Source organism: Arthrobacter sp. 10T425 (assembly GCF_056393985.1).
The window spans coordinates 13,187-33,746 of record NZ_JBFTGZ010000024.1 but is presented as its reverse complement, the minus strand read 5'-3'; the positions used below and the strand labels follow the sequence as shown (position 1 = coordinate 33,746).

The 20,560-nt window shown below is 65.3% G+C and carries 16 protein-coding genes, 1 pseudogene and 2 riboswitches; of the genes and pseudogenes, 11 read left to right on the top strand and 6 right to left on the bottom strand.

From position 1 onward, the window contains the following. Positions 1-8: 8 nt before the first annotated feature. A riboswitch (glycine riboswitch) is annotated at positions 9-116 on the bottom strand. 1 nt (position 117) lies between these two features. Then, positions 118-215: riboswitch (glycine riboswitch) on the bottom strand. A gap of 495 nt (positions 216-710) precedes the next feature. Continuing rightward, the gene (locus tag AC1DDH_RS19940; RefSeq protein WP_476956145.1) at positions 711-1,478 is read left to right on the top strand and encodes a hypothetical protein; all 768 of its coding nucleotides are present in this window, start codon (positions 711-713) and stop codon (positions 1,476-1,478) included. 134 nt (positions 1,479-1,612) lie between these two features. Here AC1DDH_RS19940 and AC1DDH_RS19935 read toward each other — a convergent pair. Then, a pseudogene (locus AC1DDH_RS19935) lies at positions 1,613-1,777 on the bottom strand (short-chain dehydrogenase); the annotation flags it as partial. Positions 1,778-1,841: 64 nt separating this feature from the next. On the opposite strand from AC1DDH_RS19935, the gene AC1DDH_RS19930 reads away from it, so the two are divergent. After that, on the top strand, positions 1,842-2,318 hold the full coding sequence (locus tag AC1DDH_RS19930; protein ID WP_476956144.1) for a hypothetical protein: 477 nt from the start codon (positions 1,842-1,844) through the stop codon (positions 2,316-2,318). 475 nt (positions 2,319-2,793) lie between these two features. On the opposite strand, the gene AC1DDH_RS19925 is transcribed toward AC1DDH_RS19930, so the two are convergent. Further along, positions 2,794-3,423 (bottom strand): HNH endonuclease, encoded by a 630-nt coding sequence (locus AC1DDH_RS19925; protein WP_476956150.1) that lies wholly within the window; start codon positions 3,421-3,423, stop codon positions 2,794-2,796. Beyond that, positions 3,423-4,391: an AAA family ATPase gene (locus AC1DDH_RS19920; RefSeq protein WP_476956143.1), complete on the bottom strand. Its 969-nt coding sequence runs from the start codon at positions 4,389-4,391 to the stop codon at positions 3,423-3,425. Before AC1DDH_RS19920 ends, AC1DDH_RS19925 begins: the two co-directional genes overlap by 1 nt. A 963-nt stretch (positions 4,392-5,354) precedes the next feature. Between AC1DDH_RS19920 and AC1DDH_RS19915 the strand changes: the two genes are divergently transcribed. Beyond that, the gene (locus tag AC1DDH_RS19915; protein ID WP_476956142.1) at positions 5,355-6,671 is read left to right on the top strand and encodes an AAA family ATPase; all 1,317 of its coding nucleotides are present in this window, start codon (positions 5,355-5,357) and stop codon (positions 6,669-6,671) included. Between the two features lie 53 nt (positions 6,672-6,724). On the opposite strand, the gene AC1DDH_RS19910 is transcribed toward AC1DDH_RS19915, so the two are convergent. Further along, on the bottom strand, positions 6,725-8,755 hold the full coding sequence (locus AC1DDH_RS19910) for an ABC transporter ATP-binding protein (protein WP_476956141.1): 2,031 nt from the start codon (positions 8,753-8,755) through the stop codon (positions 6,725-6,727). Then, the gene (locus tag AC1DDH_RS19905) at positions 8,752-10,494 is read right to left on the bottom strand and encodes an ABC transporter ATP-binding protein (RefSeq protein ID WP_476956140.1); all 1,743 of its coding nucleotides are present in this window, start codon (positions 10,492-10,494) and stop codon (positions 8,752-8,754) included. The genes AC1DDH_RS19910 and AC1DDH_RS19905 overlap by 4 nt, the downstream gene beginning before the upstream one ends. Before the next feature lie 196 nt (positions 10,495-10,690). Between AC1DDH_RS19905 and AC1DDH_RS19900 the strand changes: the two genes are divergently transcribed. Then, positions 10,691-11,053, top strand: a complete 363-nt coding sequence (locus AC1DDH_RS19900) for a VOC family protein (protein WP_476956139.1) — start codon at positions 10,691-10,693, stop codon at positions 11,051-11,053. An 88-nt stretch (positions 11,054-11,141) separates the two neighbouring features. Beyond that, positions 11,142-11,765, top strand: a complete 624-nt coding sequence (locus tag AC1DDH_RS19895) for a dihydrofolate reductase family protein (RefSeq protein WP_476849747.1) — start codon at positions 11,142-11,144, stop codon at positions 11,763-11,765. A 35-nt stretch (positions 11,766-11,800) separates the two neighbouring features. On the opposite strand, the gene AC1DDH_RS19890 is transcribed toward AC1DDH_RS19895, so the two are convergent. Further along, the gene (locus tag AC1DDH_RS19890; protein WP_476956138.1) at positions 11,801-12,721 is read right to left on the bottom strand and encodes a 2-hydroxyacid dehydrogenase; all 921 of its coding nucleotides are present in this window, start codon (positions 12,719-12,721) and stop codon (positions 11,801-11,803) included. A gap of 136 nt (positions 12,722-12,857) precedes the next feature. Here AC1DDH_RS19890 and AC1DDH_RS19885 point away from each other — a divergent pair, with 136 nt between their 5' ends. The 6 genes from AC1DDH_RS19885 to AC1DDH_RS19860 all read left to right on the top strand — a co-directional run bounded on the left by AC1DDH_RS19885 (position 12,858) and on the right by AC1DDH_RS19860 (position 20,424). After that, on the top strand, positions 12,858-13,787 hold the full coding sequence (locus tag AC1DDH_RS19885; protein WP_476956137.1) for a serine hydrolase: 930 nt from the start codon (positions 12,858-12,860) through the stop codon (positions 13,785-13,787). 483 nt (positions 13,788-14,270) lie between these two features. After that, positions 14,271-14,936 (top strand): response regulator transcription factor, encoded by a 666-nt coding sequence (locus tag AC1DDH_RS19880; RefSeq protein ID WP_223913445.1) that lies wholly within the window; start codon positions 14,271-14,273, stop codon positions 14,934-14,936. A 44-nt stretch (positions 14,937-14,980) separates the two neighbouring features. Then, positions 14,981-16,513 (top strand): sensor histidine kinase, encoded by a 1,533-nt coding sequence (locus tag AC1DDH_RS19875; protein WP_476874387.1) that lies wholly within the window; start codon positions 14,981-14,983, stop codon positions 16,511-16,513. A gap of 299 nt (positions 16,514-16,812) precedes the next feature. Next, positions 16,813-18,045: a glycosyltransferase family protein gene (locus AC1DDH_RS19870; protein ID WP_476947992.1), complete on the top strand. Its 1,233-nt coding sequence runs from the start codon at positions 16,813-16,815 to the stop codon at positions 18,043-18,045. After that, a complete protein-coding gene (locus tag AC1DDH_RS19865; protein WP_476956136.1) occupies positions 18,032-19,252 on the top strand; it encodes a glycosyltransferase in 1,221 nt (406 codons plus the stop codon). The genes AC1DDH_RS19870 and AC1DDH_RS19865 overlap by 14 nt, the downstream gene beginning before the upstream one ends. Next, on the top strand, positions 19,249-20,424 hold the full coding sequence (locus AC1DDH_RS19860; RefSeq protein WP_476849753.1) for a glycosyltransferase: 1,176 nt from the start codon (positions 19,249-19,251) through the stop codon (positions 20,422-20,424). Before AC1DDH_RS19865 ends, AC1DDH_RS19860 begins: the two co-directional genes overlap by 4 nt. Positions 20,425-20,560: the final 136 nt, after the last annotated feature.

Genomic DNA, 20,560 nt, shown 5'->3' with positions numbered 1-20,560 from the left:
TTCGGGTTCCTCCCCGCTCTGTATTGGACCTGAGAGTTTCCGTTTTGCCCTGCTGATAGCAGCGCGCCACTTGCACCGTCGGTGAGCCCGGTTGCCCGGACTGCTTTCCAGAGTTGCCTTGCCGCGGCGGTACGTGGGCCTGAGAGATTCCTGGGGAGGATTTGCTCCTACGGCGCCTGCTGAACGTACCGGCAGGACTCTCCCGCCGCAGATCATAAGCTGTGCCACTGGTCGGTGACACAGCTCACAATTTATCCGGTTCCCGGGCAGGATGCAAAATTTATTTCAATTGAGTCGCTGTCCCGCGGACGACGGCGGGAGCTCTTCGCCGTCGTCCGCTTGCGTGGGTGAGGCGCATGAGGGCCGTGTCGTTGATCCGGAACACGCGGTCCCAGAGGTCGTCGTCCACCTCGTGGATCGGACCCAGGGGGTTAGTCCATTCGGTGCATTATTCTGAACGGGATACTTTACATTTTCATGCGCGTCCCTCCCAGAGCGCTCATACGCAAGGAGCCTCCGTGAGCCTTCCGGATCAAGCGATGGAACAGGCAGCTCCCAGCAGACCACCAAGCAGGACTCCCGCCGGGGATGCCGCTTGGGGGTGGCTGATCGGGATCCTCGCAGGATTGCTCGGCTTGGGCCCTTGGCTGGTATCCGGCGCACAGCTCCCGTTGCAGAACTTGTGGGGCCCAGAGGTCGTTCCAGACCAGATGCCTGTGTCGTTACTGCCGCTGAGCCAGTACGAACTCACCACGATCGTAGCCCTCCTCACCGTAGGAGGTGCAGCGGCCGGACTCGCGGTGCGCATCTGGTCCCCCGCCCGACGGCGACTGGTGACGTGGTGCGCGGCAGCCGGCGTTCTTGTGGTCCAGTTCACGGCTGCCGTCCAGTCCTTCACAGTGCTCGACGGCGGCTTGGCGGGCGGAACAATGGCGAGCCTGTACTTCGCCGGGCTGCTCGCGGGCGTGACCGCATCCCTCGCTGCTGCCCTCGTGGCGCACCTGCTGCTCTGTTCAAGGACCCGGAGCCTGGCGGCATTGGGCGCCGGACTCGTGGCGGTGCCGTTCGCTTCGTGGACGGTGGAGTGGGTTGTCGGCTTCGTTGGGCACATCAACGTCCCCGTCGCAGTGCCGTCAATCGCTCACTGGATTCCCGCCATCCTCGTTGGTTGCGCCCTGGCATGGTGCGGCCTTCGTCCTGCGCGGCGGACCGCGGTGTGGGCCGTGAACCTTGCGCTGTTGTGGTTGGTTCCCGCCCTGTTCATCTCGGTCAACTACGTCCTGGGGACCCGTATCCTGGCTGGCGACCTGCAGGAGATGCTGTTAATGAGTCGGCAAATCTTGGCGGCAACACTTGGACCCGAGGGCGGAGCAGCTCCCAAAATCTTGCTGGCTCTGGTCATCGCGTTGGCGGGGCTGGGGGCCAAATCCATTGCCGCTCGCCGGCGGCCGGACGTGCCCATCTTCCCGTCCGCGTAAAATCCGGGCTTACCCGCGATGCGTGGACGTGATTGCACCGGCGGATCCAATGGTGCCATGACGGATTTGATCCAAATCCAGCGGACGACGACGGGACTTCCCGCCGTCGTCCGTATGTGTTTGATGCCGCTCCCCTACAGGGCGGACCAGCCGCCGTCGGAGGCGAGGATGGCGCCGTTGATGTTGGTGCCGTCGTCGCTGAGCAGGAACGTGATGGACGCGGCGAGCTGCGCCGCGGTGGCGGGGGTGGGGACGGTGGCCTGCATCAGCGGGCCGAGGCGTTCGGCCGCGAGCTGGGACCCCCAACTCTAGTTAAGGAGCGTCTCCGGGCCGACGCAGTACGCGACATGGAAGTATTCACTTATGACTATCGATAATGATGCTGCCAACCTCTCGGCGCCAATGGACTCTCCCGGGGCAGACGACTCGACCGAAGTCAGCCGAGGTTGGGACCACATCGGCGCCATCATTGTCGATGCGTCCCTGCAGCGGCGACAGAACTACCACTCGACCGTCAGGCCGCGCGTTGTCGCTCTGGTCACGGCCTGGCCGGATGCCGCCACGACCAGTGGATTCCGGCGGCGCCTCGATGCCGGGACACTTTCCGAAGTTATCAGCTGGCCGTCCCCTGGCCGCCTCGCCCAGGTAGAGGACATGACGCGCGTGTTCGAGAGTCAGGGCATCGAGACGGTAGTGGAACTCCGAGGAGCGCTTGGTGACCAAGAAAACAGAGCTGCTTTCCGCGAGGCTCTTGGGGCCGTGCGGCATGTCAGTCCCAAAACGCTGGATTACATGGACACCCTGAGCGGAGTGTCAACGGGCAGGGCTGTCGAAGAGTAAATGCGGGTGGTCCAGCCTGCCGGCATCGATGACTCCCCTATGGGCATATCGCTTCGGTGATCGGGACATTAGAAGCGGGCTGGCCGAGATGAGACATATGCCCGATTCCAATTAAAGTAATTGTCAGATATTGCGGGGCCGGGGTCAGCGCCCCCAGCGTCTGCAGAGTTTCTCTGAGGCATGTTCGTCCCCAACGAAGTGGGACCATCTAATTCGGCGAAAACCATCGTGGCGAACACCTCGCCAGCAGCCAGCGTCAGCGCCTGCATTGCGGCAACGGAAACCATCTCATCCCGGCAGGTTGTCCTCGACACGTCACATGCTACCGACCCACTCGGGCGCTGGATGGGGACCCGAGTGGAAGAGTTTCGCTATGTCGACCACCCCGCTGACGTCGGTTGGCGCGTTCCTTTGCGTGCGTAATCGGGGGCCCGTTCAATTCGGATTAAGTAGCTGGAGACCAGGGCAGAGAAGCCTAAGAGGCACCCTCACTCATCATTTCCGAATTGAGCTCAAATGCGATGGCTGGCACTGCCGCTAGATCTCCTGATTGTAGGCGGTCTACGGACTCCTCGAATCGCGTATCCGTCGGAGTCTCGGGCCACCCAAACTTCCGTCCTGCGAATCGCGTGAGTCCACATTTATCGATCGTCCAACTGCCCTTGGCTGAAAGCGGTACATATGTGAAGTTTCCGGATTTTATGTGATCACTATACTCATCAAAATGCGGGTGAACGATATGGAAATCTTTACCAGCAGTCGGATAAGCTGTTTGGACGACATCCACGAGCGTCTGAGTGTCTGATTTTTTTCCATTGCAATCCGGACATGCCGCAGCGAGATTTAAAGGCGTGAACATAAACTCGGCATGAGAGGTTCTTGGAACGATATGCTCTGTGTCCCATGCCCTGCCATGCGCGACGTGGTTAATTTGTCGGCAGTAGCAACAAGAGTAGCCCTGCATCGTCTTGTAGTGCTTCTTTATATTTGATTTTGGTTGCGTAAATGTGGGGTCGTACCAATAATCGCCGTGTTTGACCACCAATGCTTCGAAGGCATCGACAATGAGCTGCTCTCCGACGCTGTAGACGAACGGTGGAATCATCACTGGCCGGCCACCTGAGCTCTCTCTACGGTCCGCTCAAGGTCACCGACAACTTCGCGGACGCCATCGTTGACGCCGCTCGCTCTCGTGGCCTGCTTCAGCAGCCCCATCAACTCGACGAACTCGGGGGTATTGAATTTTCTGTCGGCTGCCATGCGTAGCGCCCGAACGAGGGACTGCTTCAGGTAGAGATTGTTTCTTCCGGCAACATTGAACGCTCCTATCAAGACCTCGTCCGCCGACTTGCCTGACAAATTCTTCGTATCCCGATCGTTAGGGTTACCCTCCAGCGAGAGCACGTTGCTGTGGCTCGCGTCGATACCGGAGACAATTAGCGGGGAATGCGTGGCAACAATGAAGTGGCTTCCCTTGTACCTCTCAAAGGCCCGGCGGAGCAGGTCCAAGTATCCGCCTTGCCAGTCCGGGTGGAGGCTGATCTCAGGTTCGTCGATCAACACGAGACTCTTGTCATCTATGGCCGAAGCGATTCCGAGGACAGCAGTCACCAGAGAGAGCTCACCCGAGCTAGCATCGTTAAGGTCGAGGCGGGATCCGGAATCGGCCCGGATCAATGTCACGCTCTTCATCTCGATCATTCCCGAGCGTTTTAGTAGCTGGGCCGCCATAAGATGCTCTCCGTGGGCAAACTTGTGGTGCTCGAAGTCGGCAATCAATACCAGCTCGCGTCTCGCATCCCAATTACGAAGTAGTTCCGACGCCCTCGATACGCCGCGTCGGATATCTGGGTCTTCGATGTAGCCCTGGCTCCAGGCGATGTCGTTAGGAATCTTAGATTCGACGGACGATTCATACGACTTTTCACGACCATCGGCGGTCGCCCTCAAAAAAGCCAATCCGCGACCGGTCCATCTATAGGCCACTTCAATGCGAGGCTCATATGAAAGATCACTGAATACATTGGCGATACGGCTTCGTCGAGGCTCGTCCATTTCTACAGCTGCGAACATTTCCCCTAGCGCCCTCTGAACCCCGGCACTTGCCGAGATGCGACCACGTGGATCTTTCAGCCCCAAGTATCGATAAAGGGGCGCGGCATAGGGCGCACTATCCACCGGGAACCTAGCGGAGGGAAGAGGGAACTTATCAAAGGCGCTAGTTGTGACAGCAGCAACGGCCCTCGGGCCCGGCAAGAATGTCGGCTCGACCTGAAGTCCGCCGATAGTTGATTCAACTCGGCCCTTGGAGAGGGAAACGTTACACTCCAGTGGGCCCATCGAGTAGCTGACACTGATTGCCGCCCCGCTTCGCGGCTTATTTGAGCCGATCGCGTCAAAGACTGTGGCAATTTGCGCCAGGAGCCGAGACTTGCCGACTCCATTTTTTCCGGTGATGGCCGTCGTCCAAGTCCCCTCACGGGACGTCTCGCCGACGGTGTCGATGCAAACTTCTTGCCCTTCGAGTCCGTCATAGGTAACGCTATTCAATCGAAATGAATCGACCATACTTTGCTGTGCTCCCAGATATTCTTGCGAGTCTCCTGTTCAGCATCGTAGCCGTGGGCCACTCCTCGACTCAAAGCGTAGGGCAAAAGTGAAACCTCACCCAGAGGCTCGTCTGAAGCGGCCCTAGCCCACCGCGGTTCCGTCCAATGGTTCCTCATCATTTGCCATGGCAGGGCCGCGCCGGTTTCAAGAAGATATCACGGCTACTTTAAGTCCCTCTTGTTGGATTGTCGACTCAGTCGGTTGCGTACGCGAATGCAGCGGTTCCATCCCCGCATGCGGCTGGTTGCGGCACGCAGCCGAAATCGTCCAGCTTAAGAACCTGCCGCTACGGTCATCCATACATATTGCACTCTCCGACGTTAACAGAACTTGTGCTCTCAGCGATCGGAGCCAACCTAGGGATGAGCCCATAGCTCGCGCAGGATAGGTTATAGGTGAGAAGCGAAATTGGGGAGATAAGAGCAAATGAACAACCGGGCTGCCATGCTGAACGCCTTCCTTCCGGCAACTGAGCTGGATGACCCTGAGCGCTTCGCCGGGCGAAGCAAACAGGTCCGCGAACTAGCCGATTCTTTGCATCTGCTAGGTTCCACACCACTCATATATGGTGATCGCGGCCTGGGGAAATCGAGCCTGGCCCTTCAACTTCGACTAATCGCCATGGGTAATGTTGAGCTACTGCATCAGTTGAATGCGGAGCGTCTCGCATTGCCCGCGGGCGGCAACTATCTCACTTTTTACGTAACATGCACGGACGCTACCAATTCCTTCCAAGACCTCCTGCAGGCATTGGTGAACGCAGCCGAATCTGTAGAGCTAGCTGGATCAGGTGATGCGACTCAACTTATCGACAGGGTTACCCGCCGACGCCTAACACTGAAATTTGTGGAGGTGGAAAGCACAAAAAAGTTCGCTGTCGAAAGTCAACGCTTGAGCTATCAAGATTTGAATCTCGAGGAAAAACTGGTTCAGCTATCTGAGCTCCTGACGCTGACCTACGGGCAGCCAGTACTCTTCGTGATCGACGAACTCGACCGAATGGAGAGCACAGAGGGACTGGCCAGTTTTCTAAAGGCTGCTTCGGGTAAGAATCTAAAGTTCGTTCTCGTTGGCATAGCAAGCAATGTTTCAGACCTGCTGTCGGACCACCAATCTCTGGAACGAAGACTTCAACCGGTACGCGTGCCACTCATGGACGTAAAAGAGCTAGCTCAAATTGTCCTTAAGGCGCAGAACTACTTGCAGGAAGCTAACTTTGACATCAAGTTCTCTACCGCCGCAATCGGAAAGCTGATCCAGGTTGCGGCTGGCTTTCCATGGTTCGTGCACGTTCTCGGGCAACAGTGCGTAATCGAGGCTGACCGCCACGGCTATAAGACCATCCAACGAGCTCATGTGGAAAATGCCATCCAGGGAGTTGTCGACAGCAGGTTGGCCCAGCAATTCTCAGATATGTATCAAGTCGCTGTACGCGATTCGGTGGCAAGGGAGAAGGCCCTGAGAGCTTTCGCTCATTGGACGGAGCCGGACATACCAACGCGCGAGGTGTACAAGATCCTCAAAACCCAATTGGGAGTCAGCAGCGGTTCCACTCATCGGGGTCAGCTCTGCAAGCCGGAGTTTGGAGACATCCTGTTTGTACCCGGCATACAGAAACGAGGCCTTGTGAGATTTCGCAATGAGATGTTCAAGGCATACGTCCGTATGCGCCCGTCAATCTATACGGGCATTGACGACGTCGTTCGGGATGCATTCAGCGTTTGGAATGAAGGCACTGCGTAGCGCTGTCCGTCTAGACTGATGCGCTGGGACGAGTGCAACGCCTGTACTCCATCTTAAACCTCCGCCACAGGAGCCGCGAACTGCGCCGCGTACAGCGCCGCGTACGCCCCGCCGGCCTCCAACAACGAAGCGTGCGTCCCCTGCTCCACGATCTGCCCGGCCTCCATCACCAGGATGAGGTCGGCGTCGCGGATGGTGGAGAGGCGGTGCGCAATGACAAACGAAGTCCGGTCGGACCGCAGCGCGCTCATGGCCTTCTGCACCAGCACCTCGGTGCGGGTGTCCACCGAGCTGGTCGCCTCGTCCAGGATCAGCACGGACGGCCGGGCCAGGAAGGCCCGGGCGATGGTCAGCAGCTGCTTCTCGCCGGCCGAGACGTTGCCGCCTTCGTCGTCGAGCACGGTATCGTAGCCCTCCGGCAGGGACCGGACGAACCGGTCCACGTATGTCGCCCGCGCGGCCTCCAGAATTTCGTCCTCCGAAGCGCCAGGCCGGCCGTAGGCGATGTTGTCCCGGATGGTCCCGCCGAACAGCCAGGTGTCCTGCAGCACCATGCCCATCCGCGAGCGCAGCTCGTCGCGGGTCATCGCGGTGACGTCCACGCCGTCGAGCGTGATCCGCCCGGCGTCGAGCTCGTAGAAGCGCATCATCAGGTTCACCAGGGTGGTCTTGCCCGCGCCCGTCGGGCCCACAATCGCCACCGTCTGCCCCGGCTCCGCCACCAGGCTCAGCGAGGAAATCAGCGGCTTGTCCGGCGAATAGGAGAAGGACACGTCCTCGAACACCAGCCGCCCCCGGCCACCAGAAGGCGCCTCAGACGGCGAAGGATCCTGCGACTGCTCGTCCGTATCCAGCAGCTCAAACACCCGTTCGGCCGAGGCCACACCGGACTGCAACAGGTTCGCCATGGACCCCAGCTGGGCCAGGGGCTGGGTGAACTGCCGGGAGTACTGGATGAACGCCTGCACATCTCCCAGCTGCATCGCCCCGGAGGCCACCTGCAGCCCGCCCACCACGGCGATCCCCACGTAGACCAGGTTCCCGATGAACGTCATGGCCGGCATGATCAGGCCCGAAATGAACTGCGCGCCGAAGCTCGCCTGGTACAGCTCCGCGTTCTTCTGCCGGAACCGCTCCTCCACCTCGCGCTGCCGGCCGAACACCTTCACCAGCGCGTGCCCGGTGTACGTCTCCTCGATCTGCCCGTTCAGCTCGCCGGTGTGCCTCCACTGCAGCACGAAGAGCTTCTGGGAGCGCTTGGCGATCACCGCCGTCGTCACCAGGGTCAGCGGAATGGTCACCAGCGCAATCAGCGCCAGCGTGGGCGAGAGGATGATCATCATCACCAGCACCCCGGCCACGGTCAGCACCGAGGTCACGGCCTGGCTGATGGACTGCTGCAGGCTTTGGGAGATGTTGTCGACGTCGTTGGTCACCCGGCTGAGCAGCTCGCCGCGCTGCACGGAGTCGAAGTAGCGCAGCGGCAGCTTATTGATCTTCGCCTCGATCCGCTCGCGCAGCCGGTACATCGTGCGCTGCACCACGCCGTTGAGGATATAGGCCTGCATCCAGCCGAACACCGAGGCCAGCACGTACAGGACCAGCGCCCACAGCAGCACGGTGGCCAGCGCGGTGAAGTCGATCCCGGTGCCGGGGGTCAGCGTCATGGCGCTGAGCATGTCCGCCTGCTGGTTCTGCCCGGCGGCGCGCATCTGGGCGATCACCTGGGCCTGGGTCTCCCCGGCCGGCAGCTGCTTGGCCACGACGCCGGCGAAGATCAGGTTGGTGCCCTCGCCCAGCAGCCGGGGCCCGATCACCGAGAACGTAACGCCGACGACGGCGAGCAGCAGGACCAGCACCAGCCACAGCCGTTCGGGCCGCAGCTCCCCCAGCAGCCGCCGGGCGGAGGGGCCGAAGTTCATGGCCTTCTCGGCCGGGATGTTCATCCCGGCGAACGGGCCGCCGCGGCCGGGGCCACCCGCCGGGCGGGGAATCCGCAGCGGCGCCTGCGTAGCGGGGGCTGGAGCCCCGGCAGCGGGAGCGGCTGCGGGAGCCGGCGTCGGCGCCTTGTCGGTGCGGCTCATGCTGCCTCCTCCGCCGCGAGCTGGGAGTTCACAATCTCCTGGTACGTCTCCGATGCCTCCAGCAGTTCCTCGTGCGTGCCGTGCGCTACGATCCTGCCGCGTTCGAGCACCAGGATCTGGTCCGCGTCCACAATGCTGGAGACCCGCTGGGCGATGATCACCATGGTGGCCCCGGCGGTGTGCTGCTTGAGTGCCTGCCGCAGCCGGGCGTCCGTAGCGGTGTCCAGCGAGGAGAAGGAGTCGTCAAAGATGTACAGCTCGGGCTGTTTCACCAGCGCCCGGGCAATCGCGAGCCGCTGCCGCTGGCCGCCGGAGACGTTGGTGCCGCCCTGCGAAATCGGCGCGTCCAGCCCGCCCTCCAGCTCCTCCACAAAGTCCTGCGCCTGCGCAATCCTCAGGGCCCGCCAGAGCTCGTCCTCGGTGGCGTCGGGTTTGCCGTAGAGCAGGTTGCTGCGCACCGTGCCGGAGAACAGGTAGGGCTTTTGCGGGACCAGGCCGATATGCCCCCACAGCAGATCCGGGTGGAGCTCGCGGACGTCCACGCCGTCAATCCGGACCGAGCCGGAGGTCGCGTCGAAGAGCCGCGGCATCAGGTTCACCAGGGTGGTCTTGCCGGAGCCGGTGCTGCCGATGATCGCCGTCGTCTGCCCCGCCCGGGCGGTGAAGTTCACGTCCGACAGCACCGGCTGCTCGGCGCCCGGGTAGGCGAATCCGACGTCGCGCATCTCCAGCTCGCCACGGGCTGCCCGCCCGGCCGCGCGCGAAACCGGGCGCAGCGGCGGCCGGACGCTGGATGCGGTCCCGAGGACCTCGCCGATCCGGTCCCCGGACACGGCGGCGCGCGGGATCATGATCGCCATGAAGGTGGCCATCATGACCGACATCAGGATCTGCATCAGGTAGCTGAGGAACGCGATCATGGTCCCCACCTGCATGGAGCCGTCCTCGATCCGGAACGCGCCGAACCAGATCACGGCCGTGCTGGAGACGTTGAGCACCAGCATCACGGTGGGAAACGCGAGCGCCATGAGCCGGCCGGCGCGCAGCGCGGTGTCCGTGACGTCCTCGTTGGCGCGGGCAAAGCGGGCGGTCTCCACGTCCTCCCGGACGAAGGCCCGCACCACGCGGATGCCGGTGAGCTGTTCGCGCAGCACCCGGTTAACGGTGTCGATCCGGGCCTGCATGACCCGGAACAGCGGCACCATCCGGAAAATGATCGAACCCACCGCGGCCAGCAGCACGGGGACGCTGACGGCGATCAGCCAGGACAGCTGCAGGTCCTGCCGGATGGCCATGATCACCCCGCCGATGCAGAGCATGGGCGCCGTAACCATGAGCGTGGCGGACATCAGAACCAGCTGCTGGACCTGCTGGACGTCGTTGGTGGAGCGGGTGATGAGGCTGGGCGGGCCGAACCGCGTGACTTCCTGCTCGGAAAACGCGGCGACCCGGCTGAAGATGGCGCCCCGGACGTCCCGGCCCAGCGCCATCGCGGCCTTCGCCCCGAAGTACACGGCCACGACGGTGCAGATGACCTGCAGCAGGGTAACCGCCAGCATGAGCCCGCCGATGCGCAGGATGTACTCGGTGTCCCCCTTCGCCACGCCCTGATCGATGATGTCCGCGTTCAGGGTGGGCAGGTAGAGGGATGCAATGGACGCCGCCAGCTGGAAGACGACGACGGCGAACAGCAGCCGCCGCTGCGGCCTCAGGTATTCGACGAGCAGTTTCCAGAGCATCCGGTCTCCACTTCACGCGTCACAGACTGTCTCACACAGAACGATGTGAGGGTCAGTTTACGTCCCGAACCCGGGAGTGGGCCGGGTTCCTCTGAGGGCGAATCGGGGGCGGGCCTGCGGCGATGCTCAAATGCGCGGTTTGCTTGCCGGGCTGGACTGCTTGCCGGGCCTGCGGCCCGGGTGTAGCTTGATGCGGATGCTGCGCATTGGCTCAATCGTCATCCGGGTGGACAACCTCGAACGCCAGATGAGTTTCTGGCAGGCCGCCCTGGGCTACGAGCCCCGCTACGAGCCCGACGGCGACTTCGTGATCCTCCAGCCGCCGGGCGGCGTGGGCACCTGCGTCTCCCTGGACCGCGTCCCAGCGGCCGTCCAGATTCCCCCGCGCCTGCACCTGGACCTCTACACGGACACCCAGGACGCCGAGGTGCAGCGCCTGCTGGCCCTGGGCGCCACCCGGGTCGAATGGAGCAAGCGGCCCGCGGACGCCGACTACGTGATCCTGGCCGATCCGGAGGGCAACAGGTTCTGCGTGGTGGACACCGCCGGGAGCCGTTGAAACCTGTTGCTTCGCAGGGGAACGGTGTGCCAGCCTCGAAGTGATCCCGTCGCCGCGGCGACGACGGGCGACGGAGAAGGAGCACGGCATGGGACTGATCCATATCGACCTGTTCACCACCCTCGACGGCGTCGCGCAGGCGCCCGGCGGCCCGGACGAGGACACCGACAGCGGGTTCGAGTTTGGCGGCTGGCAGGCGCCGCTCATCGACGAGGTGGTCGGCGGGCAGGTCACCTCCGGGATGACGGGGATGGACGCGCTGCTGCTCGGGCGCCGGACCTACGACATTTTCGCCGGGTACTGGCCGCACGCCAACGGTGAGATCGCGCGGCTGTTCAACCGCATCCCGAAATATGTTGCATCGCGTGGGACGCCTGCCCTCGAGTGGGCCGACTCCACGCTCCTCGGTCCTGATATCGTCGCCGCCGTGCGCGAACTGCGCGACCGGCACGAGAACATCCACGTGATCGGCAGCCTCGACTTCGTGCAGACCCTGTTCGCCGAGCGGCTCTTCGACCGACTCACGCTCTGGGTGTACCCGATCCTCCTCGGCGGCGGAAAGAAGGTCTTCGCGGACGGGGTGGTTCCGACGAACCTCAGGCTCATCGAGCCGGTCGTCGCCTCACCGAAGGGCGCGGTGCTGCAGCGCTACGCGCTCGCCGACGGCACCCCTGGCGTCGGCGACATGTCGGCCGTAACCCAGGAGGGCTAAAGCGACACGCCCGGGCCGTGGCCCGTGCCGCCCAACTAGCCGTTCAACACCACGTTCACTGGCGGCTCGCCCGCCAGCATGATCTCGATCTGCCGCTGCAGCAGCCGGCCCATACGCGGGCGCATGGCCGAGCTCGCGCCGCCCACGTGCGGGCTGATGATGACGCCCGGGGTCCGCCAGAGCGGGTGGTCCTGCGGCAGGGGTTCGGGATCAGTGACGTCTAGCGCGGCGCGGATCCGGCCGGAGGCGGTGTGCCGGACCAGGGCCTCCGTGTCCGCCACCGGGCCGCGGGCCACGTTCACCACCAGGGCGCCGTCCGGCATGGCCGCGAGGAAGGCGTCATCAATCAGGTGCCGGGTGGAGTCGCTGAGCGGAACCCCCACCACCACGATGTCGTGCTCCGGCAGGAGCGTGTGCAGCTCGGCGATGCCATGGATCCGGCCGCGGTCATCGGTCCGTTCGGTGCTGGCCACCCGGGTCACGGTGGTCTCGAACGGCAGGAGCCGGTCCTCGATCGCTTTGCCCACCCCGCCGTAGCCAACGATCAGGACGCGGCGGTCGGCCAGGCTGGCCGTGGGCCGGGCGTCCCACCGTCCTTCCTGCTGGTTCTGGATCAGGCGGGGCAGTTCGCGCTGGCTGGCGAGGATCAGGGCGAGCGCCAGCTCCGCGGTGGAGGTCTCGTGCACGCCGGACGCGTTGGCGAAGACCCGCCCGGCCGGCAGGAACTCCGCCACGCCGTCGTACCCGATCGACTGGCTCTGCACCAGGGCCGTGTCCACCGCTGCCAGGCTCCGCAGGACCTCCGGGCCGCCCATGTACGGCGGGACCACGATGTCGATCCGCGGCAGGGGCGGCTCACCGGCGAGGTCCCACTCCAGGACGGTGACGTCCGGGTGCGGCTGAAGATACTCACGCAGCGCGGCGTCCGGCAGGCTGACAGTAATTTTCCGGGTCATGAATGCCAGCGTAGTGGACCCGCATCTGGGATTTTTGTCCCACTTGGGCCGCGCCCCGCGCGCTCCGTGGACTTCGCCCCCGGCCCGGCCTAACGTCGGAGGCACCACCCAGTCGAGTCCGGAAAGGCCCACGTACATGACGAATCCGGGCCCCCGGCCGGCCGCTCCCACCCACCGCAGGAACGTGGTGCTCGTCTGGGCCGCCGCCGTGCTGGTGCTGGCCGCCGTCGTGGTCCTCGGCGCGATCCGCACCGCACCCGGCAGTGATTCCCACACCCGTGACTTCCTGACCCGCGACTTCCTGACCGGTGACGTCCTGACCGTCGCCCGGCAGCAGGAGCCGGCGGAGACCGCACCGGCAGCCCCGGCGGCCGCCGCCGTCGACCTTCCCGCCGAGATGCAGCGGATCATCGGCGCGCACCCCGACCACCGGATCGGCGTCGCCGTGCTGGACACCCGCGACGGCCAGCTGCAGAGCTACGGCGACGTGGCACCCTACACGGCGGCGAGCACCGCGAAGGTCCTGACGGCCGCCGCCTACTACCACCTCGTGGAAACCGGCGATAAGTCACTCGATGCTCCCCTGGGCGCGTTCAATGCCGCGTTCCAGCTCAAAGCCATGATCAACACCAGCAGCGACGACTCATGGCTCCTGCTGATGCGGGACATCGGCTACCCCAACCTCACCGCCTACGCCGCCACCCTCGGCATCACCTACGATCCCGAACAAAACCTGCTGGCCCCGACGGACATGGCGCGGCTCCTGGCGCAGCTCACCACGGGCAAGCTGCTCAACGCCGATCACACCGCGGAGCTGCTCGGCTACATGCAGCACACCAATGACGAGGACCTCATGCCGGCCGCCGTCGCGCCCGGCATCACGGTCCACCACAAGTACGGCGTGGTGCAGGGCTACGTCCACGACGCCGCCCTGCTCAGCGCCGCCGACCGCTCCTACGCGGTGGTCATCTACACGTGGGGCCCGGACGACGCCGACAGTGCGGACCGCCTGGACCTCATCCACGACCTGACTCGCCAGCTCACCGGCGCGCTTTTTGGGCAATAACGGGCCGGCAGGGGCCTACTCCTGCGAGTGAGCTGTTAACAGGCTGAAAATCAACCGATCAGAGGTGGCGCAGGCTCCATTACGGGGGCAGGATGAAAGAAGCGGGAATAGTCTCAGCCGCAGCTGCCCGATGGAACCCCACGCCGTGGGGCCGTCCTCTGGAGGAGCACCAGATGTCCATTCCTTCTGAATCAAGAACGTTCAGTCGCCCCGACGCAGGGGCCTCTTGTCCAGCGCGCGGTCCCGCACGGGCCGCGGCGCCGCCCTGACGGGTCCTCACCAGCTCAACCGCCGGCCCCACACAACGGGGCACGGGTGCGGCCCGCACTCCGGGCTGATCGAGGCTGCTGGGGCCCCGGAATTCCTCCCAGTCACATGTAGGAGACGCCGCAGTATTGGAGCAGGCCTGGGATCCCGCGAAGAGGACCGTGCAGATGCGCGGCTAGGGGGGCCTTCCGGAGCCGGGCTGTCCAGGGAGTCACCTTGACCCGCATCCTCATTGCAGAAGACGAAGAACGCATCTCCCGCTTCATCGAAAAGGGCCTGCGCGCGGCCGGCTACGTGCCCACGGTGGTCGCCGACGGCGTCACGGCCGTGGACTACGCCTCCAGCGGCGAATTTGATCTCCTGCTCCTGGACATCGGACTCCCCCGCCTGGACGGGTACGCCGTCCTCGCGGCGCTGCGCCGCGGCCAGGTGGGCATCCCGGTCATCTTCCTCACGGCCCGCGGATCATCCAGCGACACCGTCGCGGCGCTGGAGGGCGGCGCCGACGACTACATCGTCAAGCCTTTCCACTTCGAGGAACTCGTTGCCCGCATCAAGGCCCGGATCCGCAAGTCGGACACCGGCGATGTGCTGGCGGGAAGCGTCATGCGCTACGGGCACTTGGAGCTGAACCTGCTCACCCACTCGGTCAGCGTCGACGGCAGGATGGTGGAACTCTCTGCCCGCGAATTCGCGTTGGTGGAAATGTTCCTGCTCCACCCCGGGCAGGTCTTGAGCCGGCAGCAACTGCTCAGCCATGTCTGGGGCTACGACTTCGACGGCACGTCCAACGTGGTGGATGTGTACGTGCGCCAGTTGCGGATGAAACTCGGCGCGGACCGGATCCTCACCACCCGCGGCGCCGGGTACCGCCTCAGCTAGGCATAGCAAGCTGATCCGCGCAGGAAGGGAACAGAGTGGCCACCTTGGATGAACATCCCAGTGAAGACGGCCAGGCCGCGCCGGCGGTTGCCTTCCCTGAGGCGGAAACCCAGGACCCGTCCGGCTGGGGCGCAAAGATCCACTCGGTGCGTTTCCGGGTGGTGGCCGCCATGCTGGGCATGATGCTCGCCGGGGTGGTCACAGCCGGGATGGTCACGTTCGTGGTCCAGTTCCAGGACTCTGATGCCAGGACCGACCAGGCGGTTCTCGACAAGGCGAATGCCGTGGTCAAGGTCGTCCAGACAAAGAAGAAAACGTCCGGTGACTACGCCAACAGGACGTACGTCAGCGCCCTTCACGAGGCCGCGGAGGATATCGAGCCGCGCAGCAACGAGGTCATGGCAGGGATAGTGGATGGGCATGTGGCATGGACCGTTGAAGGCAACGGGGACAGCAACCTCCTGAACAACAGCATGTTGGCCGATGCTGCCCAGCTCAGCAACCCGGCCGGCGCGTCCTTCGGCGAGCTGAACTCGGACGGCCGTCCACTCAGGACAGTGGTGGTGCCCATGAAGGGCGCCCCCGGGACATTCTTCCTGGTCGGCCGGGACGCCGGCGACCAGCGCGAGCACAACGCCAGCTCGGTCCGGACGTATTCGCTGGTGGCCCTCGGCATGCTCCTGGCCGCCGCGGTGATCGGCAGCGTGGTTGCCGGCCGGCTGCTCGATCCGCTCCGCCGTATGCGCGAGACGTCCCGGGCGGTGGGCCCGGAGGACCTCACGCAAAGGGTGACGGTGCGCAAGGGCGAGGACGACGTCACCCTGCTTGCCAAGACCTTCAACACCATGCTGGAAAGACTCGATGAGGGCGCCCAGCAACAGCAGCAGTTCCTGGACGACGCCGGCCATGAACTGCGGACCCCGCTGACCATTCTCCGCGGGCACCTCGAGCTCGTGACGGTCGATGACCCGGACGATGTTATAGCCACCAGGGACGTGCTGCTGGACGAGGTGGACCGGATGCAGCGCCTGGTGGACGACCTCTTGCTGCTCGCCAACTCCGGCGAGATCGGCTTCATCCAGCGTGAACCCGTCCGGGTCCCGGAGCTCCTGGATCAGGTCATGGAGAAGGTGCACGTCCTGGCCGACCGGCACTGGCAGATCGATGAAAGAGCTGACTACGTGGTGGAGGCGGATCCGCAGCGCCTCACCCAGGCACTGGTCCAGCTCGCCGCGAACGCCGTCAAGTACACCGGGCCGTCCTCCACCATCGCGCTCGGCTCCCGGATTGAGCGCCCGACGGCGAACGACGGCACCTCGCTGCCCCCGCAGGACACCCTCGTGCTGTGGGTGCGCGATGACGGGATCGGCATCGCCGCCGAGGACCAGCAACGGATCTTCGAGCGGTTCGGCCGGGCGCACACGGGCCGCGGCGTGGAGGGCTCGGGACTGGGCCTTGCCATTGTCGCGGCCATCGCCCAGGCACACGGGGGCGTGGCCACGGTGGAATCCGAATACGGCCACGGGGCCACGTTCCTGATCCGGATCCCCCTGCAGTCCTCCGGGGTCCGAGTCTGACCTGCCCCGCCGTCTGACCTGCCCCAGCCCTCTGGCCCCACCTCGCCTCTGGCCCGCACCCGCTGGTGCCCGTGCCTAAGCGCGGCGCCGCAAAAGCGGGCCCTTGGATGAGGAATCCTTAATCTTCCCCTCATCCCACCCTCACTCTCGGGGCGCACGCTGATGCTTAACATCAGACAGCACCTGCCCGGACACAGTCGCGATCGCGGCCTTGTCCGGGGCACCGGGGGCGGGGGAGGATTGTTGTGGAGCCACTGCGGATAGTGCTGTACTCACATGATTCAGTGGGCCTGGGACATGTGCGTCGGAATCTGGCACTGGCCCACGCGCTGAACAATCAGCTTCCCGGGCTGATCGGCCGCCCCGTCACCGGAATCCTCATCACCGGCACAGCCCTCGCACCGGCGTTCCGGTTGCCCGAGGGGTGGGACTGGGTGCTCCTTCCCGGTGTGGCGAAGGGTTCCGCGGGCTACCTGCCGCGGAACCTGACCTTGCCCATGGGGGAGCTCGTGCCGTTGCGGGCCAGGCTGCTGCAGGCAACGCTGGCCGGCTTCTCCCCCCACCTCGTGGTGGTGGACCGGCACGCCACGGGCGTTCATGGCGAACTCGAAACAGCCTTGCGCCACGCCCGCACCGCCGGGCCCGTGCGCGTGGTGCTGGGCCTCCGCGAGGTCCTCGACTCGCCCGCCGCGGCCCTCGCCGAATGGGCCAGGGTGGGCGGTCCCCGCGTGGTGAAGGACCTGTTCGATGCCATCTGGGTCTACGGCGATCCCGCCGTCCACGATCCCGTAGCCGCCGGCGAAATACCGTTCGCCCTCCGAAAGCTCATCCGGTACACGGGCTACCTGGCCGTGGGGCGCCCTCCGGCCTCCGGCACCAGCTGCATGCCCGGGCGGTACTGCATGACGACGGTCGGCGGCGGCTCGGACGGCTATGCCCTGGCCCGCGTCGCCGTCGCCACCCCGGTCCCGGACGGGCTGGGACACCTCGTGGTCGCCGGGCCGCAGATGCCCGCCGAGCAGCTCGATGACCTCCGGCAGCGGGCCCGCCCCGGCGTCAAAGTGGTCGCTACAGTCGATGACATCGTGTTCCACATCCGGCACGCCGGCGCCGTCGTGGCCATGGGCGGCTACAACACGGTGTGCGAAATCATGAGCACCCCTGTCCCGGCCCTGATCGTGCCCCGCACGCAGTCGCGCGCCGAGCAGCGGATCCGGGCCGAGTCCCTCGCCGCGGCCGGGTACCTGGAGCAACACGAGATTGGCACGCTGACGCCGGAGATCCTGGCGGCCTGGCTGGCCGCCCGGATCGGCACCACCGTGGACCGCCGTCGTGCGGTGCTGGACGGCCTGATCCGGGTTCCGCAGCTGGCCGCCGAGCTGCTGCGGCCGCTGGCCACTACCGAGCTGGCCCAAGCGGATCGGGACGGTGCCGATCAGGTCGCCGCCGAACGGGCCAGTGCCGAACAATTCAGCGCGGACGAAAGCGAGGCCGCAGCGAGCGTGAAAGGTGCCAGCCGTGTCGCCGTTTGAACCCGGGACGGCGTACGTCCTGAAGATGTACCCGCGGTTCTCCGAAACGTTCATCGTTTCGGAGATCCTGGCCCGCGAGGCCGCCGGGGACCGGATCGAAATCTTCTCGCTCCGTCCCACCGACGACCCCCGGTTCCACCCCGAGCTCGCCCGGGTCCAGGCACCGGTGACGTACATTGACCGCCCCATCAAGACTGTGGCCCTGTGGGAGAGCCTCCGGATGGCCGACGCGGCCGGGCTCACAGCCGCCGTCGGCCGGAATTTGGGCGAACTCGCCGCCGCCTCGGCAGACGACGCCGTACAGGCCATCAATCTGGCCACCGCGCTGCAGAACCGCAACATCCGGCACATGCACGTCCACTTCGCCTCGGGATCAACCACCGTGGCCCGGCTGACGTCCCTCATCACCGGCATCCCGTTCTCGTTCACCGCGCACGCGGTGGATATCTTCCATGAATCGGTCCAGGACGAGGACCTGCGGCTCAAGCTCGAGCAGGCCCACCACGCCGTGACCATCAGCCAGTTCAACATGCGCTACCTGCGCCGCCGCTTCCCGTCCTCGACAGCCCGGCTCCATCTGGTGCGCAACGGCCTGGAGCTGGAGCGTTTCCCGTACCGGGAGCCCCGGCCGCTCGAAGCCACCCTCCGCATCGCCGCCGTCGGGCGCCTGGTGGAGAAAAAAGGCTTCCAGTATCTGTTGCCCGCGGCCGCCGAACTGCTGGACCAGGGAGTCAAACTGGACCTCCGGATCGCCGGGACCGGGCTCATGGCCGAGGAACTGGAGGCCGGCATCGGCCAGCTCCGACTCGGCGCCCATGTCCGCCTCCTCGGCCCGCAGACCCAGGACCAGGTCCACGAGCTGCTCCACTCCTCCGATGTCTTCGTGGCGCCCTGCGTGGTCGGCGCCGACGGCAACGCGGACGGCATGCCCACGGTCCTGCTCGAGGCCATGGCCACGGGCGTTCCCTGCGTCAGCACGTCCGTCACCGGGATCCCCGAAGTAGTCCGGAACGGCTCCACCGGGGTCCTGGTCCGGCCGGGCAACCCGCACGCCCTGGCCCGCGGCATCTGCACACTCGGCTCCCCGGCCACGGACAGGCTTGCCATGTCCCGCAACGCCCGCGCCCTGATCGAGGAGGACTACGACGTCCACCGCCAGGCCGAGCTCCTGAGGTCCCTCTCCCGTTCTGAAAGGAGAGTCGCATGACCCGCGTGGCCTATCTCTGCGCCGACCCCGGCGTTCCTGTCTTCGGCACCAAGGGCTCCTCCGTCCATGTCCAGGAAATCGTCCGGGCGTGGCGCGGCACCGGCGCCGCCGTCACCGTCTACTGCACCCTGCTCGGCACCGAGCGGCCCAGCGATCTTGCCGATCTCGACGTCGTCGAAGTCAAACCGGAATCGGTCCCCGCCTCCGCGCGGGAACGGGCGGTCCAGGACGCCGCGCTGGGCCTGGCGGACGAGGTCCTGCGCAACGGTTGCGGGCTGTTCTACGAGCGGTATTCGCTGTTTAGCCCGGCGCTGTCCGTGGTGGCCCGCATCCTGGACGTGCCGTCCGTGCTGGAGGTCAATGCTCCGCTGATCGAGGAGCAGCAGCGGTACCGCCAGCTGCTCGACGTGAAGAAGGCTGAGACGGTGTTCCGCCGCAACGCCGCGACGGCCGACGTCGTGGCCTGCGTCTCGGATCCCGTGGTCCGCTGGGTGCGGGCGCGGGTGCCGACCGCCAGGACCGTGCTGGCGCCTAACGGAGTGAACGTCGAACGGATCACGGCCCGCCGCCCCGGCCGCCGGAATCCGGACCACCTCACCGTCGGGTTCGTCGGAACCTTGAAACCCTGGCACGGTGTCCCCGGCCTGCTGCACGGTGTCGCCCTGGCCAACCAGCAGACCGCCGACCCGGGCCTGCGCTGGCAGCTTCATGTGGTGGGTGACGGCCCCGGCCGGCAGGACCTCGAACGCCTCGCCGAATCCCTCGGCGTGCCGACGGTTTTCTCGGGCCCGGTCGCGCCGGCTGCGGTGCCCGGCCTCCTGGCAGAATTCGACGCCGCCGCCGCACCCTATCCCCCGGACGGACCTGGCCAGGACGATTACTTCTCGCCGCTGAAGGTTTTTGAGTACATGGCAGCCGGGTTGCCTGTGATCGCGAGCGCCGTGGGCCAGATCCCGTCCATCATCCAGGACGGCCGCACCGGGATCCTCGTCCCGCCCGGGGACCCCGCCGCGCTCGCGGACGCCCTCCTCCGGCTCGGCCAAGACCCGAATTTGCGGGAAAGGCTGGGGCTCGAGGCCCGCAACGACGCCGTGCAGCGGTTCAGCTGGAGCGGGGTGCTGTCCCGGATCACCGAGGCGCTGCCGCCTGCACGCAGACTGGCCAGGCAATGACCACCACTGCCAGGCATTCGCACCCCCGCAGCTGGCGGACCTTATGGCGACGGACCCGCACCAGCCCACCGGCTGAACTCTCACCGCTGCGGCGGACCTTGCGGTGCGTCCGCCCGCATTTGCGCGGGCACAGGCT

What these genes read in the sequence shown, in the direction of transcription:
- AC1DDH_RS19940 (WP_476956145.1), top strand. Translation starts at nt 711, where the DNA reads ATGCCTGTGTCGTTACTGCCGCTGAGCCAGTACGAACTCACCACGATC.
- AC1DDH_RS19930 (WP_476956144.1), top strand. Translation starts at nt 1,842, where the DNA reads ATGACTATCGATAATGATGCTGCCAACCTCTCGGCGCCAATGGACTCT.
- AC1DDH_RS19925 (WP_476956150.1), bottom strand. Translation starts at nt 3,423, where the DNA reads ATGATTCCACCGTTCGTCTACAGCGTCGGAGAGCAGCTCATTGTCGAT.
- AC1DDH_RS19920 (WP_476956143.1), bottom strand. Translation starts at nt 4,391, where the DNA reads ATGTTCGCAGCTGTAGAAATGGACGAGCCTCGACGAAGCCGTATCGCC.
- AC1DDH_RS19915 (WP_476956142.1), top strand. Translation starts at nt 5,355, where the DNA reads ATGAACAACCGGGCTGCCATGCTGAACGCCTTCCTTCCGGCAACTGAG.
- AC1DDH_RS19910 (WP_476956141.1), bottom strand. Translation starts at nt 8,755, where the DNA reads ATGAGCCGCACCGACAAGGCGCCGACGCCGGCTCCCGCAGCCGCTCCC.
- AC1DDH_RS19905 (WP_476956140.1), bottom strand. Translation starts at nt 10,494, where the DNA reads ATGCTCTGGAAACTGCTCGTCGAATACCTGAGGCCGCAGCGGCGGCTG.
- AC1DDH_RS19900 (WP_476956139.1), top strand. Translation starts at nt 10,691, where the DNA reads ATGCTGCGCATTGGCTCAATCGTCATCCGGGTGGACAACCTCGAACGC.
- AC1DDH_RS19895 (WP_476849747.1), top strand. Translation starts at nt 11,142, where the DNA reads ATGGGACTGATCCATATCGACCTGTTCACCACCCTCGACGGCGTCGCG.
- AC1DDH_RS19890 (WP_476956138.1), bottom strand. Translation starts at nt 12,721, where the DNA reads ATGACCCGGAAAATTACTGTCAGCCTGCCGGACGCCGCGCTGCGTGAG.
- AC1DDH_RS19885 (WP_476956137.1), top strand. Translation starts at nt 12,858, where the DNA reads ATGACGAATCCGGGCCCCCGGCCGGCCGCTCCCACCCACCGCAGGAAC.
- AC1DDH_RS19860 (WP_476849753.1), top strand. Translation starts at nt 19,249, where the DNA reads ATGACCCGCGTGGCCTATCTCTGCGCCGACCCCGGCGTTCCTGTCTTC.